This is a genomic window from Reyranella sp. GW821-FHT12G01 (assembly GCF_058806575.1).
The window spans coordinates 1,058,771-1,073,618 of sequence record NZ_JBXAPV010000001.1 but is presented as its reverse complement, the minus strand read 5'-3'; the positions used below and the strand labels follow the sequence as shown (position 1 = coordinate 1,073,618).

At 66.6% G+C, this 14,848-nt stretch carries 17 protein-coding genes; 9 read left to right on the top strand and 8 right to left on the bottom strand.

Annotated elements, in window-relative coordinates:
* Positions 1 to 6 precede the first annotated feature (6 nt).
* Together AC1RP5_RS05330 and AC1RP5_RS05325 are read left to right on the top strand one after the other, a co-directional pair.
* Positions 7 to 1,599, top strand: a complete 1,593-nt coding sequence (locus tag AC1RP5_RS05330) for a GMC family oxidoreductase (RefSeq protein ID WP_493109553.1) — start codon at positions 7 to 9, stop codon at positions 1,597 to 1,599.
* Positions 1,600 to 1,670: 71 nt separating this feature from the next.
* Positions 1,671 to 2,207: a GyrI-like domain-containing protein gene (locus AC1RP5_RS05325; protein WP_493109552.1), complete on the top strand. Its 537-nt coding sequence runs from the start codon at positions 1,671 to 1,673 to the stop codon at positions 2,205 to 2,207.
* Positions 2,208 to 2,336: 129 nt separating this feature from the next.
* On the opposite strand, the gene AC1RP5_RS05320 is transcribed toward AC1RP5_RS05325, so the two are convergent.
* Together AC1RP5_RS05320 and AC1RP5_RS05315 are read right to left on the bottom strand one after the other, a co-directional pair.
* Complete coding sequence (locus tag AC1RP5_RS05320; protein WP_493109551.1) at positions 2,337 to 3,362, bottom strand: amino acid ABC transporter substrate-binding protein; 1,026 nt, start codon at positions 3,360 to 3,362, stop codon at positions 2,337 to 2,339.
* 25 nt (positions 3,363 to 3,387) lie between these two features.
* The gene (locus AC1RP5_RS05315) at positions 3,388 to 4,365 is read right to left on the bottom strand and encodes a Bug family tripartite tricarboxylate transporter substrate binding protein (RefSeq protein ID WP_493109550.1); all 978 of its coding nucleotides are present in this window, start codon (positions 4,363 to 4,365) and stop codon (positions 3,388 to 3,390) included.
* A 53-nt stretch (positions 4,366 to 4,418) separates the two neighbouring features.
* Between AC1RP5_RS05315 and AC1RP5_RS05310 the strand changes: the two genes are divergently transcribed.
* Positions 4,419 to 5,582: an acyl-CoA dehydrogenase family protein gene (locus AC1RP5_RS05310; protein WP_493109549.1), complete on the top strand. Its 1,164-nt coding sequence runs from the start codon at positions 4,419 to 4,421 to the stop codon at positions 5,580 to 5,582.
* A gap of 1 nt (position 5,583) precedes the next feature.
* Positions 5,584 to 6,063 (top strand): DUF3237 domain-containing protein, encoded by a 480-nt coding sequence (locus tag AC1RP5_RS05305; RefSeq protein ID WP_493109548.1) that lies wholly within the window; start codon positions 5,584 to 5,586, stop codon positions 6,061 to 6,063.
* A gap of 146 nt (positions 6,064 to 6,209) precedes the next feature.
* On the opposite strand, the gene AC1RP5_RS05300 is transcribed toward AC1RP5_RS05305, so the two are convergent.
* The 3 genes from AC1RP5_RS05300 to AC1RP5_RS05290 all read right to left on the bottom strand — a co-directional run bounded on the left by AC1RP5_RS05300 (position 6,210) and on the right by AC1RP5_RS05290 (position 9,673).
* A complete protein-coding gene (locus AC1RP5_RS05300) occupies positions 6,210 to 8,054 on the bottom strand; it encodes an ABC transporter ATP-binding protein/permease (protein ID WP_493109547.1) in 1,845 nt (614 codons plus the stop codon).
* On the bottom strand, positions 8,055 to 8,852 hold the full coding sequence (locus AC1RP5_RS05295) for a class II aldolase/adducin family protein (RefSeq protein WP_493109546.1): 798 nt from the start codon (positions 8,850 to 8,852) through the stop codon (positions 8,055 to 8,057). It abuts the gene before it with no gap.
* Positions 8,853 to 8,920: 68 nt separating this feature from the next.
* The gene (locus AC1RP5_RS05290) at positions 8,921 to 9,673 is read right to left on the bottom strand and encodes a sulfite exporter TauE/SafE family protein (RefSeq protein ID WP_493109545.1); all 753 of its coding nucleotides are present in this window, start codon (positions 9,671 to 9,673) and stop codon (positions 8,921 to 8,923) included.
* Between the two features lie 90 nt (positions 9,674 to 9,763).
* Here AC1RP5_RS05290 and AC1RP5_RS05285 point away from each other — a divergent pair, with 90 nt between their 5' ends.
* Complete coding sequence (locus AC1RP5_RS05285; RefSeq protein ID WP_493113298.1) at positions 9,764 to 10,651, top strand: LysR family transcriptional regulator; 888 nt, start codon at positions 9,764 to 9,766, stop codon at positions 10,649 to 10,651.
* A gap of 7 nt (positions 10,652 to 10,658) precedes the next feature.
* Here the strand turns inward: AC1RP5_RS05285 and AC1RP5_RS05280 are convergent, their stop codons facing one another.
* Positions 10,659 to 11,294 (bottom strand): NrsF family protein, encoded by a 636-nt coding sequence (locus tag AC1RP5_RS05280; protein ID WP_493109544.1) that lies wholly within the window; start codon positions 11,292 to 11,294, stop codon positions 10,659 to 10,661.
* The gene (locus AC1RP5_RS05275) at positions 11,291 to 11,839 is read right to left on the bottom strand and encodes a sigma-70 family RNA polymerase sigma factor (protein WP_493109542.1); all 549 of its coding nucleotides are present in this window, start codon (positions 11,837 to 11,839) and stop codon (positions 11,291 to 11,293) included. Before AC1RP5_RS05275 ends, AC1RP5_RS05280 begins: the two co-directional genes overlap by 4 nt.
* 154 nt (positions 11,840 to 11,993) lie before the next feature.
* On the opposite strand from AC1RP5_RS05275, the gene AC1RP5_RS05270 reads away from it, so the two are divergent.
* From AC1RP5_RS05270 to AC1RP5_RS05255, 4 genes are read left to right on the top strand one after another with little or no spacing between them, the layout of a single operon-like run.
* A complete protein-coding gene (locus AC1RP5_RS05270) occupies positions 11,994 to 12,284 on the top strand; it encodes a BufA1 family periplasmic bufferin-type metallophore (RefSeq protein WP_493109540.1) in 291 nt (96 codons plus the stop codon).
* 11 nt (positions 12,285 to 12,295) lie between these two features.
* Positions 12,296 to 13,150 carry an MNIO family bufferin maturase gene (gene bufB, locus AC1RP5_RS05265; protein WP_493109539.1) on the top strand — a complete coding sequence of 285 codons (855 nt, stop codon included), beginning with the start codon at positions 12,296 to 12,298 and terminating at the stop codon, positions 13,148 to 13,150.
* Positions 13,134 to 13,925, top strand: a complete 792-nt coding sequence (locus tag AC1RP5_RS05260; protein WP_493109538.1) for an HvfC/BufC N-terminal domain-containing protein — start codon at positions 13,134 to 13,136, stop codon at positions 13,923 to 13,925. The genes bufB and AC1RP5_RS05260 overlap by 17 nt, the downstream gene beginning before the upstream one ends.
* Positions 13,922 to 14,371 (top strand): DoxX family protein, encoded by a 450-nt coding sequence (locus AC1RP5_RS05255; RefSeq protein ID WP_493109537.1) that lies wholly within the window; start codon positions 13,922 to 13,924, stop codon positions 14,369 to 14,371. Before AC1RP5_RS05260 ends, AC1RP5_RS05255 begins: the two co-directional genes overlap by 4 nt.
* Here the strand turns inward: AC1RP5_RS05255 and AC1RP5_RS05250 are convergent.
* Entirely contained in the window at positions 14,349 to 14,828 is a 480-nt protein-coding gene (locus AC1RP5_RS05250; RefSeq protein WP_493109536.1) for an Lrp/AsnC family transcriptional regulator, read from the bottom strand. The genes AC1RP5_RS05255 and AC1RP5_RS05250 overlap by 23 nt on opposite strands.
* Between the last annotated feature and the right edge of the window lie 20 nt (positions 14,829 to 14,848).

The following is a 14,848-nucleotide window of genomic DNA, read 5'->3' as shown; positions in this document are numbered from 1 at the left end:
AGAAACATGCAGGCGGATTATGTCGTCGTAGGCGCGGGATCGGCCGGCTGCACCGTCGCGTCGCGCCTCAGCGAGACCGGCGCCTCGGTGATCCTGCTCGAAGCCGGTCCCAGCGACTGGCACCCGATGATCCATATCCCAGCCGGCATCCGCTCACTGATCCGCAATCCGCTGGTGAACTGGAATTATACGACCGAGCCCGAGAAGGGTTCGGGCGATCGCCGCATCGAATGGCCACGCGGACGCACCCTGGGTGGTTCGAGCTCGATCAACGGCATGCTCTATGTGCGCGGCGCGCCGGCCGACTTCGACGGCTGGGCGCAGATGGGCTGCCGCGGCTGGAGCTACGATGACGTGCTGCCCTTCTTCATGAAGTCCGAGCAGTACGTGCAGGGCGGCGACAAGGAGGTGCGCGGCCAGGACGGTCCGCTCAAGGTCGAGGACTATCGCACCATCCTGCCGCTCACCCATCGTTTCGTCGAAGGCGCGCAGCAGGCCGGGTTCCCGTTCAACCCCGACCTCAACGGCAAGACGCGCCAGGGCGTCGGCTATTCGCAGATGACGCGGCGCGGCCGCTGGCGCGGGTCGACGGCGCAGACCTATCTCCGCGAAGCGCGCGGCCGTCCCAACCTGCGAGTCGAGACCGACGCCCAGGGCGGCAAGCTGATCTTCGAGGGCAAGCGCTGCGTCGGCGTCACCTTCCAGCGCGGCGGCAACCTCACCGAGGTGCGCGCCAATCGCGAAGTCATCGTCTCGGGCGGCGCCGTCAACTCGCCGCACATCCTGCAGATCTCGGGCATCGGACCGGCCGCGCACCTGCAGTCGCTCGGCATCCCGGTGGTGCACGATCTGGCCGGCGTCGGCTCGAACCTGGTCGACCACTATGTCGTGCGCGTCGTGCATCGCGTGAAGGGTGCGGAGACGGTCAACGAGGTATCGCGCTTCCCGCGGGTCCTGCCGGAAGTCCTGCGCTTCGCCTTCACCGGCCGCGGTGCGCTCACCTTCGGCGTGACCACGGCGCAGGTCTTCTGCGACAGCCGCGAGGGTCTCGCCTCGCCCGACCTGCAGCTCCTGTTCACGCCGGGAAGCTCGCACCCGTTGAAGTTCGGCCAGCTCGACGAGCTGCCCGGCATGAGCTGCGTCGTCTGCGTCGTGAAGCCCGACAGCCGCGGCACCATCATGGCGGCCTCGGCCGATCCCTTCGCGCGGCCGCACATCAAGCCGAACTATCTCACCACGCACACCGACGAGCTGGCGCTGCTGGGCGGCTTCCGCCACGTGCGCAGCATCTTCGCCTCGCCCGCCCTCACCCGGCACAGCGAGGGCGAAATCCAGCCCGGGCCCGACGTGAAGACCGATGCCGACCTGCTGGCCTATGCCCGCCGCGCCGGCAACACGCTCTATCATCCGGTCGGCACCTGCAAGATGGGCGAGGATCCGCGCGCCGTCGTCGATTCACGCCTGCGCGTGCACGGCATCCAGGGCCTCAGGGTCATCGACGCCTCGGTGATGCCGACGCTCACGACCGGCAACACCAACGCGCCCACCATCATGATCGGCGAGAAGGGCGCGGCGATGATCCGCGAGGATGCCGCCTGAGCAAGACCGACTTCAGGAAGGTTTTAGCGGCGCTCTACACCGCGCCCGCCGGCCGGTTCGTCGAGGTCGACGTGCCGACGCTCAGCTTCGTGAAGATCGACGGCGAGGGAGATCCCAACACCGCGCCCGCCTACAGACAGGCGATCGAATGGCTCTACCCGGTGAGCTACGCGCTTAAGTTCGCGGCCAAGGCCGCCGGCAACGACTATGTCGTGCCGCCGCTGGAAGGCCTGTGGTGGGCCGACGATCCGGAGGATTTCATTGCCCGGCGCAAGGATCGCTGGCGCTGGACCATGATGATCATGGCGCCCGACTTCATCGATCGCGCGGCCTTCGACGCCGCCGTCGAGAAGATGGAGAAGAAACTTGGCGATGCCCCCGCGAGCCTGCGCTTCGAATCGCTCACCGAAGGACGGTCGCTTCAGGTGCTACATGTCGGCAGCTACGACGATGAAGGCCCCACTCTCGCCCGCCTGCATGACGAGATCATGCCGGCACGGAGCCTCACCTTCGCCGGTCCTCATCACGAGATCTATCTCAGCGACCCGCGCAAGACGGCGCCGGCCAAGCTCAAGACGATCCTGCGTCAACCCGTGAAGCCGCTTTGACACCAGCAACGACCTCACCCTGAGGAGCGGTCCGCAGGACCGCGTCTCGAAGGGTGGGCACGCGCACCACGCCTGTTGCCCATCCTTCGAGACGCGCCGCTTCGCGACGCTCCTCAGGATGAGGTGATATCAGCGGATCGGCGGCGCGTACTGGAGCCCGCCCTGCGTCCACAGCGCGTTCTGGCCGCGCGGGATCTTGAGCGGCGAGCCGGCGCCGACGTTGCGGTCGAAACTCTCGCCGTAATTCCCGACCTGCTTGATGATATTGTAGACCCACTTCTCGTCGACCCCGAGCGCCTTGCCCATGCCCGGCGTGACGCCGAGGATGCGCTTGATGCTGGGATTGTCGCTCTTCAGCATCTCGTCGACATTCTTGGACGTGATGCCGTATTCCTCGGCTTCGAGCATCGCATACTGGGTCCAGCGCACGATGTCCTCGAACTGGTTGTCGCCATGGCGCACGACCGGGCCCAGCGGCTCCTTGGAGATGACCTCGGGCAGGACGATGTAGTCGTCCGGGTTCGGCGCATTGGCGACGCGGGTCGCGTAGAGGCGGGCCTGGTCGCCGGAATAGGCATCGCAGCGGCCGCTGAAGAAGGCGCTGCGGCTCTGGTCCGGATCCTCGAACAGGACTGGCTTGAAGCTCATCTTGTTGGTGCGGAAATAGTCGGCGATGTTGAGTTCCGACGTGCTGCCGGTCAGCACGCAGATCGAGGCGCCGTTCAGCTCCTTGGCGCTCTTAACACCGAGCTTCTTCGGCACCATGAAGCCCTGGCCGTCATAGTAGGTGACGCCCGTGAAATCGAGGCCGAGCGCGGTGTCTCGCGTCAAATTCCAGGTCGAGTTGTTCGACAGCAGGTCGACCTCACCCGCCTGTAACGCTGTGAACCGTTGCTGGCCTGACAGCGGCACGTACTTCACCTTTTCCGAATCGCCGAACAATGCGGCCGAGACTCCGCGGCAGATGTCGACGTTCATGCCGGTCCACTTGCCCTGATTGTCGACCATCATGAACCCGGCAATGCCGCCCACGGCCACGCCGCAGACGAGCTGGCCGCGCGCCTTGACGGTATCGAGATCCTTGCCGGCCATCGCCTGGCCCGACGACAGGGCGACCGCCGCCCCGATCGCCATCGCACTGAACATCTTCTTCATCGAACGTCTCCTCTTTTGCGCCCGGTCATTCGACCTTGGCGCCCGTGGTCTTCACGACTTCGGCCCACTTGGCGCGATCGCGCTTCACCGTGGCCTGGAACTGCTCCAGCGTCTCGTAGCGCGGCGTGTTGCCGAGTTCGATCAGCTTCTTCTGGACGTCGGCATCGGCCAGCGCCGTCTTGAGGGCGAGGTTCATCTTGAGCGCGATTGCCGGGTCGAGGCCCTTGGGCGCGAAGATGCCGAACCAGGTGTAGCTGTCGAAGCCCGGCAAGCCCGCCTCGTCGATCGTGGGCACGTCGGGAATGGCTGGCACGCGCTGCTTGGTCGAGACGCCCAGCAGCCTCATCTTGCCGGCGGCGGCCTGCGGCATGGCGATCTGCACCTGGGCGAAGATGCAGCACGTGTCGCCGTTCAGCACCGACTGGATGGCGTCGGGCGAGCCCTTGTAGGGCACGTGCACCATGTCGAGGCCGGCCTTGGCGACGAACTCGGCGAAGGCGAGATGGGTGCCGGCGCCGTTGCCGGTCGAGGCGTAGTTGTACTTGCCGGGTGCGGCCTTCACCTGGGCGATGAAGTCCTTCACATCCTTGGCGTCGATCGCCTTGGGATTGATCGCCAGCACGTTCGACACGTCGACCAGGGTCGAGATCGGCGTGAAGTCCTTCTCCACGTCGAACGGAAGCTTGCTGTAGAGCGAGGCATTGATGCCGTGCGTGCCGGCCGTGCCCAGCAGGAACGTGTAGCCGTCAGGCTTGGCGTTCGCGACGAAGTCCGACGCGACGTTGCCGCCGGCGCCCGCCTTGTAGTCGATCACGATGCGCTGGCCGAGCGCCTTGTCGAGCAGCGGCTGCAGCACGCGCGCGACCACATCGGTGCCGGAGCCCGGCGGGAAACCCATGACGATGGTGATGGGCCGCGTCGGCCAATCCTGTGCCGCCGCGGGAAAAACCGCGGATGCCGCACAGAGAAAAAGCGCCGTGGCGCCGAGCAGAAATCTGCGCACTGTGATCTCCTTCAAGTCCGATACTATGCTTATGCAAGAAACGGGGAAATGACATGGGTTACATGACTGACGAGCGCCGCATGATCCAGGAGACGGCGCGCGCCTTCGTCATGAAGGAAGTGCTGCCGGTCGCCAACAAGCTCGACCCCGAGAAGGGCGATATCCCGCCGGAGCTGATCCAGAAGCTGGCTGACATGGGCTATTTCGGCATCGTGATCCCCGAAGAGTACGGCGGCATGGGCCTCGGCGTGTTCGAATACTGCCTGATCACCGAGGAACTGGCGCGCGGCTGGATGAGCGTGGCCTCGATCATCGCCCGAGGCAATGGCCTCAGCGCCGGCCGGGGCATGACCGAAGCCCAGCGCGCGGTCTTCCTGCCCCGCGCCGCCCGCGGCGAGTTTTTAGGCGCCGCCGCCATGTCCGAGCCGAACGTGGGCTCGGACCTCGGCAGCATCGCCTGCCGCGCTCGCAAGGACGGCGACGACTGGGTCGTCACCGGCAACAAATACTGGTGCACCTTCGCCGACGGCGCCGACTACATCATGCTGGTCGCCCGCACCTCCGACGCGCCCGATCCCAAGCGCAAGCACGTCGGCCTCTCCTCCTTCCTGATCGAGAAGCCGCGCGGCACGCTGCCGCCGGGCGTGAAGGGCGCGCCGATCCCGAAGATCGGCTACTTCGGCTGGAAGACCTGGGAACTGGCTTTCGACGAATGCCGCCTGCCCGGCTCCGCGCTGATCGGCGAGGAAGGCCGCGCCTTCTATTACATCTCGGCCGGTCTCGAACGCGCCCGTGCCCATACCGCCGCCCGCGCCATCGGCCTCGCCCGCGGCGCACTGGAGGACGCCACCGCCTATGCGCAGGAGCGCCGCCAGTTCGGCCAGGCGATCGGCGACTTCCAGAACACGCGCTTCCGCCTCGCGCGCATGGCGACGGAGATCGAGGCGTCACGCCAGCTCATGTATTTCGTCTGCGACGAGATCGACCAGAAGCGCCGCTGCGACAAGGAAGCCGCGATGGTGAAGTTCCATGCCTCCGAGATGGCAGAGAAGGTCACCTCCGAAGCGCTGCAGGTGTTCGGCGGCGCTGGCTACACGACGTTGCACGCCGTCGAGCGCTACTGGCGCGACGCGCGTCTCACCAAGATCTTCGAGGGCACCTCGGAGATCCAGCAGCGCATCATCTCGGATCATCTGCTCGGCAAGCAGAAGGCCTGACATGGAAGTCGATGCCTTCATCCAGACGGCGCCGTCCCTGCGCTTCGCCTTCGCCATCAAGGCGAAGGTCGGACCGGTCCAGGATCTCGGCCAGACCGCGCGCGGGCATCGACGCATCATCGATATCCTGGGTGGCGAGGTGCACGGGCCCAGGCTGGAGGGCGAGATCCTGCCGGGCGGCGCGGACTGGCAGATCGTGCGGCCCGACGGCACGATCGAGGTGGTCGCGCGCTACACGATCCGCAGCAAGACGGGCGCGCGGATCTACGTCCAGAACGACGGCTTGCGCGTTGCAAGTCCCGAAGTTCTGGAGCGCATGTCCAAAGGCGAAGCGATGCCGCCGGGCAGCTATCACTTCCGCACGGCGCCGCGCTTCGAGACGTCGGAGTCCACGCTCAAATGGTTGGAACGCGCAACCTTCGTCGGCGTCGCGACCCGCGCGCCCGACAGGGTCGCCATCGGCTTCCACGAAGTTCTCTAGGTTCTACTTTCCTCCCCATTCAAATGGGGAGGTGTCGTCGTCATACGACGACGGAGGGGTCATGAGCCCCGCGTGATCGCCCTTCCTTCGGCGCTCCCGGACATTGCTGCGCAATATCCTGCCGCTTGCAGGCCAATTTGCTCGGTCTATCGACCGAGCAAATTGGCCCTCACATTTGCCCAGAAACCCGGATCGCGCGGTGCCGTGCGGCTGACCGCGGCCATCTTGCGATAGAGGTCGCCTAGCGACCGCTTGCTGGCGTCGGCCCGGAGCTTGGTGCCGTCGGCACCCGGCTCGAGGGTCAGCTCCCGCGTATGGAAGACTTCGAGGCCCGGCCGATGGCCGATGCTGACGACCGATGTCTGCGGCAGCTCCTCTATCAGGAGCTTCATGACATTCTCCTGGCCGGCCTCGTCGAGCGCCGACGTGGCTTCGTCCATGAAGATCCACTCCGGCTTGTGGATCAGCACGCGGGCGAAGGCCACGCGCTGCTGCTCGCCGCCGGACAGGATGTGGTCCCAGCGCTCGGTCTCGTCGAGCCGGTCGCGCAGGTGATCCAGGCCGACCTTGTGCAGCATGTCCTGCAGCACTTCGTCGGTGATGCCTTCCGGCGCCACCGGGTAGTGCATGACCTCGCGCAGCGTCCCCAGCGGGAAATAGGGCTTCTGCGGCATGAAGGTGATGTTGCCCGTCGGCAGGTGGATCTCGCCATGGCCCCACGGCCAGACGCCCGCGACGGCGCGCATGATCGTGCTCTTGCCGCTGCCGGACTTGCCGCGGATCAGCACCCGCTCGGCGCGTTCGATTTCGACCTCGGCTTCCGCCACCAGCATCTCGCCGCTTGGACGCGCCACACCCAGCTCGCGCATGATCAGTTTGTCCGATTCAGCCGCCGGATGGACGACGATGCGCGCCTCGTCGGGAGCTTCGCTGCTTTCCTCGAGGTCGGTCAGCGCCACGTGCAGGTGGACGACGCGATCGGTCGAGGCGCGCCATTCGGCGAACTTCGGGAAATTGTCGATCAGCCACGAGAGCGCCCACTGGACACTGGAGAAGGCCTGCGCCGTCTGCATCAGGCCACCCAGCGCGATCTCGCCGCCGAGATAGCGCGGCAGGGCGACGATCAGCGGCACGATCGGGGCGAGATAGGCCAGCGAGCTGGTGAGCAGCGAGAGATTGCCCTGCCCGCGCGTCTGGACGTTCCAGGCCGTGCGCAGGTCAAACAGCGAGCCGCGCAGCCGTTCACGCTCGTCATCCTCGCCGCGCATCAGCGCGATGCCTTCCGCGTGCTCGCGCGCGCGTGTCAGGCCGGAACGGAAATCGGCCTCGCGGCTCTGGCGGACATTGCCGGCATGGATCAGGCCGCGGCCCAGGAAGTAAGTGAGCAGCGAGCCGACCAGCGCATAGGCCACGGCGGCCCAAACCATGTAGCCCGGCAGGTTGAATTCCATGCCGAACAGTTTGATCGGCATCGTCCCCGACAGGATCCACAGCACGCTGAGGAAGGTGAAGAGCTGCAGCACGCACTGCAGGATGCTCTGGGCGAACTCGACGGCGTATTCGGTCGAGACGCGGATATCCTCGGCGATGCGGCCATCGGGATTATCGACTTCGTCGGCCAGCATGCCGAGCTGGTACTGCCGGCCCGTGTTCAGCCAGCGCAGGACCGTGACGTGCGACAGCCAGGAGCGCCAGTTGATCTGCAGGCGCCGCTTGATGTGGAGCTGAATCGCCACCGCCACGCCCGCGGAGATGACGATGGCGGCCAGGATCCACAGGAGCCGCATGAGCTCCCCGACATCACGCTTGTCGAGGGCGTTGAAGAAATCGCGGTTCCAGATGTTCAGCCACAGCGCGATGCCGACATTGGCAACGCCGAGCAGCACGAGGCCGCCGGTGAGCGTCCACGCGACGGCACGATATCCCGGCGCCGTCCAGTATCCACTGGCAACGGCGGCGAAGGCGCGTACGGAGCTGTGTGGTGTATCCAATCAGTCGCGGAAGCCCGGATCGATCCGGTCGAGCTTCCGCAGGAGCGCCGGCCAGTCCAGCAGGCCAAACGGCCGGCGGGTCTTCGGCTGATAATTCATGTAGGTCGCGTCGACCACTTCGGCCGGGACCTCGATCAGCTTGGTGTTGCACGACATGGCCGCGATCTGCGTCTTGCAGGACAGCTCCAGTCGATGCATGGCGTTGAACGCCTCGGGGATCGTCGCGCCGGTCGTCAGCAGACCGTGGTTGCGCAGGATCATCGCGTTGTTGTCGCCGAGGCTCTTCACCAGCGCTTCGCGCGCGGCAAGGTCGAGCACCACGCCGTCGAAGTCGTGATGGCTGATCTTGGCGAAGCGCATCGAGGTCTGCGTGTTGGGCAGCAGGCCGCATTCCATGGTCGACACGGCCATGCCGGGCCAGGTGTGCGTGTGGATCACGCAGGCGACGTCGTGCTTGGCCATATGGATGGCGCTGTGAATCACGAAGCCGGCGCGGTTGACGCCGTAGTCGAGGCCGCCGTTGAAGTCCGGCTTGGCGAGGATGTTGCCGTCGCAGTCGATCTTGAGCAGGCTCGAGGCGGTGATTTCTTCGTAGAGCAGTCCGTAGGCGTTGATCAGGAAGGCGTTATCCTCACCCGGCACGCGCACCGAGATGTGGTTCGCGATCAGGTCCGACATTCCATACAGGTCCATCAACCTGTAGCAGGCGGCGAGATCGACGCGAGCCTGCCATTCTTCGGGCGAGACGTTCGACCGGAGGTTGGCAACTTTGGAAGTCTTGAGGTTGTGCACGGCCATGGAAACGCTCCAGGATTAAAACGGTTCCGGAACGTTAAACCCGCACTCCCCAACCGTCCATCGACGGGTCAGACGAGCCCGCGCGCTGCGAGATAGGCGCCCAGCGCCAGGAGGCCGGCGAAGAACCACAGCCGGAAAGCCTGCGGCGACAGCCGGGCGCGCACCGCCTGCCCCAGCCGCATGCCGACCAGCGCCACCCCCACGCCCGCCACCGACGGCCAGGCTAGCCCCAGGCCGAGGCTGGTGCTGCCCGCCTGGGTCACCACCAGGGTCACCGCGAGCGCCAGGGTGGAAACGGTGAAAGACAGGCCCAGCGCCTGCACCAGCTCGTCCTTGGTAAGGCCGATCGCCTGAAGGTAGGGCACCGCCGGAATGACGAAGACGCCGGTCGCCGCCGTGACGGCGCCGGTCACGGCCCCCATGACCGGCCCCAGCCAACCTTCGGCCGACGGCGGAACGACGAGCTTCAGGGCAGCCAAACCCGAGACGGCATAGGCCATCAGGGCAATGCCCAGCGCCAGCGCCCCATAGGGCCCGCCGAGGCCCGACAGGAAGGCCGCCCCGGCCCAGGTCCCGACGCAGACGCCGAGATTGAGGGGCCAGAGGCGCCGCAGCAGGGACTTGAGATGGGGGCCATCCACCATCTGCCAGACGTTGGTCACCAGCGACGGCAGGATCAGCAGCGCCGCCGCCTCGACCGGGGACAGGGCAACGGCCAGCAGCCCCATCGAAATGGTCGGCAGGCCGAGGCCGATGACGCCCTTGGCAAAACCGGCCAGCAGGAACACGGCAAGGACGAAGGCCAGAGTCGAGAGGAGCATGTCGCAGGCTTGAACCGGGACGGTCTGGCCCGCAATCTGGAGAATATGGAGTCTGCCTTCGTTTCAAACGAAGGCTGGGAGATCACGGCCATGCGCTTCGACTTCACCGACCTCCGGCTGTTCCACGCCGTGACGCAGACCGGCAGCATCACGCGCGGCGCCGAGCGCACCCATCTCGCGCTCGCCTCGGCCAGCGCGCGCATCCGCGGGATGGAGGACATGCTGGGTGTGCCGCTGCTGAAGCGCGGCCGGCGCGGCGTCGAGCCGACCGATGCGGGCCGCAGCCTGCTCGATCACGCCCGCATCGTGCTGCAGCAGGTCGAGACGATGCGCGGCGATCTCGGCGCCTTTTCGCGCGGCCTGAAGGGCAGCGTGCGCATCCTCGCCAACACCTCCGCCCTGTCCGAGCATCTGCCTTCATTGCTCGCGGATTTCCTGGCCGCGAACCCGACGATCGACCTCGACCTGGAAGATCGCGAGAGCCCGGCGATCGGCGCGGCCATCGCCGCGGGCGACGCCGACATCGGCATCGGCTCACAGGCCGCCTTCGTGCCCGGCCTGGAGAGCCATCCCTTCCGCACCGACCGGCTGGTGCTGGCCGTGCCGGCCGGGCACGCACTGGCCGGCAAACGCAAGACCGGCTTCGCCGACCTGCTCGACCTCGATTTCGTGGGCCTGCCGCGCGGCACGGCACTCGACGAGCATGTGGCGATGCAGGCCGCCAAGCTCGGTCGCGCGCTGCGGCTGCGCGTCCGCGTCAACAGCCTCGATACCGTCTGCGCCATGGTCGCCGCGGGGGTCGGCGTCGGTATCGTGCCGGAAACGACGGCGACCCGGCAGCGACGCGTCCTGCCGCTGGCAACGGTCCGGATCGCCGAGCCCTGGTCGGTACGCGAGCTTGCCCTCTACGTGCGCGACGCCAGGCGCCTGCCACGACCGGCGCGACGCCTGTTCGACGCGCTGCGCAAGAGCGGGTGAAGGCCGATTACCAGCGCAGCAGCCGGCGCCCCACGACAGCGCCGACCAGGATCACCGGGATCGCCGCCAGCGGATACCATGTGAGGACGAACAGCGGCGAATCGTCGAAGCAGTGGAAGGCGTAGATCGTCGCCGCCGACGCAGCGGCCAGCGTTCCCGCGGCCGCACCGGCCAGCACCGGCGAAGCCGGCGCCGCCCGGCGCAGCGCCAGCAGCAGTGCCGCCAGGGGTGCCAGCGCAAAGAGCGGGATGGCCGTGAGGCACACGACCGCATTGCTGCCGACCAGTCTTGCTTTCCATGTGCCGGCGGGCAGCAGGGTCGTCTCGACCACGAGGGCCATTGCCGCAATGAGCACGACCGGCACGACGGCCCAGCGCCACGTGCCCGACGCCAGGGGACGCGCCATCGCGACACAAGCGCCGGCGGCCGCGATCAGAGCCGCCAGCACCAGCACGAGCTTGAGGTCGAAGCGCCAGGTTGCGAAAGCCGCCGCAAGGTCGACGCGCGGGCCGAACTCGATGGCAAAGATCACGAGCGACACCAGCGCCCCGATCGCCACGGCGCGACCCAACGAGCGCCGGAGCGGCGCCGACGATCCTGCGCGGTCGGCGACCAGCGAGGCGACGAGCTGCTCGGTCTTCATGTCCTGTCCTTGCGGTAGATGTCGGCCAACGCACGCAGGGCACGGTGCAAGGTCACGCGCACGGCGCCTTCGCTGAGCCCCAGGCGCGTGCCGACTTCCCGGGCGCTCTGCCCTTCGATGGAAATGCCCTCCACGATCCGCCGTTGCCGCTCGGGCAGGCGCGACAGCATCTGGCGCGCATCGACGGTGCTGCCCTCTTCCGACACTGCGGGAGCCGCGAGGTTCTCGGCATGGTCGTCGATGTCGACATGGTCGGTGAAACCACGGCGCCGCAGATGGTCGACCAGCTTGTGATGCGCGATCGCGCGCAGCCACGGCTGAAGCGGCTGCGTCTCGTCCCACGTGTCGCGCTTCAGGTGCATGGCCAGCAAAGTCTCCTGGACGATATCCTCGCAATCCGCGCGCGGCCTTCCTGCCGCGGTCAAGCCGCGCGAGGCCACGACGCGCAGCCAGGAAGCGACGAGGACAAGCAGGCGGCGATACGCCTCGTCATCCCCCTTCCGGGCCGCCCGCATGAGCGCGGAGAGATCTTCCGGATCAGGCAACGGGCTCACTCTTTCACGTATTCGTGCGGAAGGGCCCGAACATTACAGGCCCTCTTCACGAAAAAGAAATCGCCCGATCTGTAACGTCGGCGCCCGTCCCGCCGAATGACCTCCTGCGAGCCGATGATGGCTCGACAGCCAGGAGGACTTTCCCATGATCAATCGCACCACCACTGCAGCCCTCGCCGCCGCCGTCGCCGCCGCGACCCTGATGTCGGCCGGCGCCAACGCCCAGATGGCCAACACCGACAAGGAGCGCTGCTACGGCGTCTCGATGGCCGGCAAGAACGACTGCGCCGCGACCGGCAACAATTCCTGCGCCGGCCAGTCGAAGGCCGACTACGACGCCAAGGCGTGGAAGTACGTCGCCAAGGGGTCCTGCGCGACCATGGAAGTGACGATGAAGGACGGCATGAAGCGCAAGGGCACCCTGGCGCCGATGTAACGGAGTTCGTCGTGACGGCGGATCGCCTTCCTCGTGCCGGTGCCGGGCTGAAGCCCGAGCACCAGCGGCATATCCTCGACGCACGGCCAGATGTCGGCTGGTTCGAGGTGCATGCCGAGAACTACATGGGGGCCGGCGGTCCGCCGCATCATTTCCTCGAGCGCATACGTGCGCTCTATCCGCTTTCCCTGCACGGCGTGGGATTGTCGATCGGCTCCGCCAACGGCATGACGCCGGGCCACCTCGCCCGCCTGAAAGCCGTCGCCGACCGCTACCAGCCCTTCGTCGTTTCCGAGCATCTGGCCTGGTCGACGCACGACGGCGTCTTCCTCAACGATCTGCTGCCGCTCCCTTACACCTGCGAGACGCTGGCGCTCGTGAGCCGGCACGTCGAGGAGGCGCAGTCCGCGCTCGGTCGACGCCTCCTGATCGAAAACCCCTCGCACTATCTGCGCTTCGAGGGCGAAGAGATGCCCGAGACCGATTTCCTGCGCACGCTGGCGCGACGCAGCGGCTGCGGTCTGCTGCTCGACCTGAACAATGTCGTCGTGTCCGCCGCCAATCGTGGCTTCGATCCGCAAGCCTATATCGACGTCTTCCCCGTCGAGCATGTCGGTGAGATCCATCTGGCCGGTCATGCCGTGCTGGACGATGGCGAAGCGCCCCTATTGATCGACACGCACGATCGTCCGGTCTCTCCACAGGTATGGGATCTCTATCGCCACCTGATCATCCGGCACGGCCCGCTGCCGACGCTCATCGAATGGGACAGCGATGTGCCGGCCTGGCCCGTCCTCGAGGCGGAAGTGTCATGCGCGGAGCGGGTGTTGCGCACGCACGGAGGTTTCCATGCCCGCGCGGCCTGACACGCATCAGCTGGCCAATCTGCAGGCGACATTCGCGCAGACCTTGCTTCGCCCTGCCTTGCAGGTGCCGGACATCGTGGCGCCTCTCACAGGCGGCTCGCGCGAGCGCCGGCTCGGCATCTATCGCAACAACGTCAAGGCGAGCCTGACTGCGGCACTCGCGGCACGGTTTCCGGTGATCCGGCGGCTGGTCGGTGAGGAGTTCTTCGAGGCCGCCGCGGTCGTCTTCGTCGAGCGCCATCCACCACGTTCGCCGATCCTGGCCGACTATGGCGCGGCCTTCGCTGGCTTCCTCGACAACTTCGAACCCGTTCGCGACCTGCCCTATCTCCCCGATATCGCCCGCCTCGAATGGGCGCGCCAGCAGGCCTTCCATGCCGTCGATGCCGCGCCGATCGGCATCGAGCGGCTTGCCGCTCTTGCCGGCACCGATCTCGAATCGGCGCACCTCGTCCTGCATCCCGCCACTCGTGTCGTGGCGTCGCTTTGGCCCATCGTGTCGATCTGGACCACCAATACGTTCGATGAAGATGTCCGGCGGATCGGGCCGGATATGCCGGGCGAAACCGCTCTGGTCACACGACCCGAGCACGACGTTCTCGTCGACCTGCTGCCGGCCGGCGCGGATCAACTGGTCACGGCCATCGCCCGAGGCGCCGCGCTGGGCGAAGCCACGCTCGCGCAGCACGACGAAGCTTTCGATCTCGCGACCACGCTCGCCCTGCTCTTCCGCAGCGGCGCCATTTCCGACCTTCACGAGGGAATACCCGAATGACCGCGTTGCTCCAGCGCCTCGACACGCTCCTGGCGCGCATCCCACACGAACTGCTGGCCCTGCTCGCACGGCTGTCGGTCGGCACGATCTTCCTGCGCTCCGGCCTGCTGAAACTCGACGGCTGGGCCAGCGGCACGACGCTCACGCTGTTCCGCGAGGAATACAGGCTGCCGCTCATTCCGCCGGAGGCGGCGTCCTATCTTGCGACGGCCGCCGAACTCAGCCTGCCGGCCCTGCTCTTCCTTGGCCTGTTCACGCGGCCGGCCGCACTGGCCCTGCTCGGCATGACGCTGGTGATCGAGATCTTCGTCTATCCCAACGCCTTCGACACGCACGGTGTCTGGGCGGTCGCGCTGCTCTATCTCGCCAAGTTCGGCCCGGGCAGTCTCGCGCTCGACCGCATCCTCTTCGTGCGGCCGCTGCCTAGCGCTTGCGGACCGGCTTGAGGTCGGACGCGATCGGATAGGCCGTCGTCGACTTCACCCGCTCCATCGAGAAGCGCGACGTGACGTTCTTGAGCGGCATCGTGTCGATCAGCTTCTTGTAGAAGGCGTCGTAGGCCTGCATGTCGGCGACGGCGACGCGCAGCATGTAGTCGATGTCACCGGCCATGCGATGGAACTCCATCACCTCGGGCATGGCGGTGATGGTGCTGGCGAACTTCGAGAGCCAGGCCGAGGAATGGTCGCCGGTCTCGATCGAGACGAACACGGTGAGGCCCACGCCGATCGATTCGGGCGAGATCAGCGCCACCCTCTTGAGGATGATGCCGGACTTCTCCAGCCGCTGGATGCGCTTCCAGCAGGGGCTTTGCGACAGCCCCACACGATGCGCGATCTGCGCAAGCGAAAGGCTCGCATCCTCCTGGAGGAGGGCCACGATCTTCTTGTCGATGGCATCCATGATTCGAGTATCCATAAGCG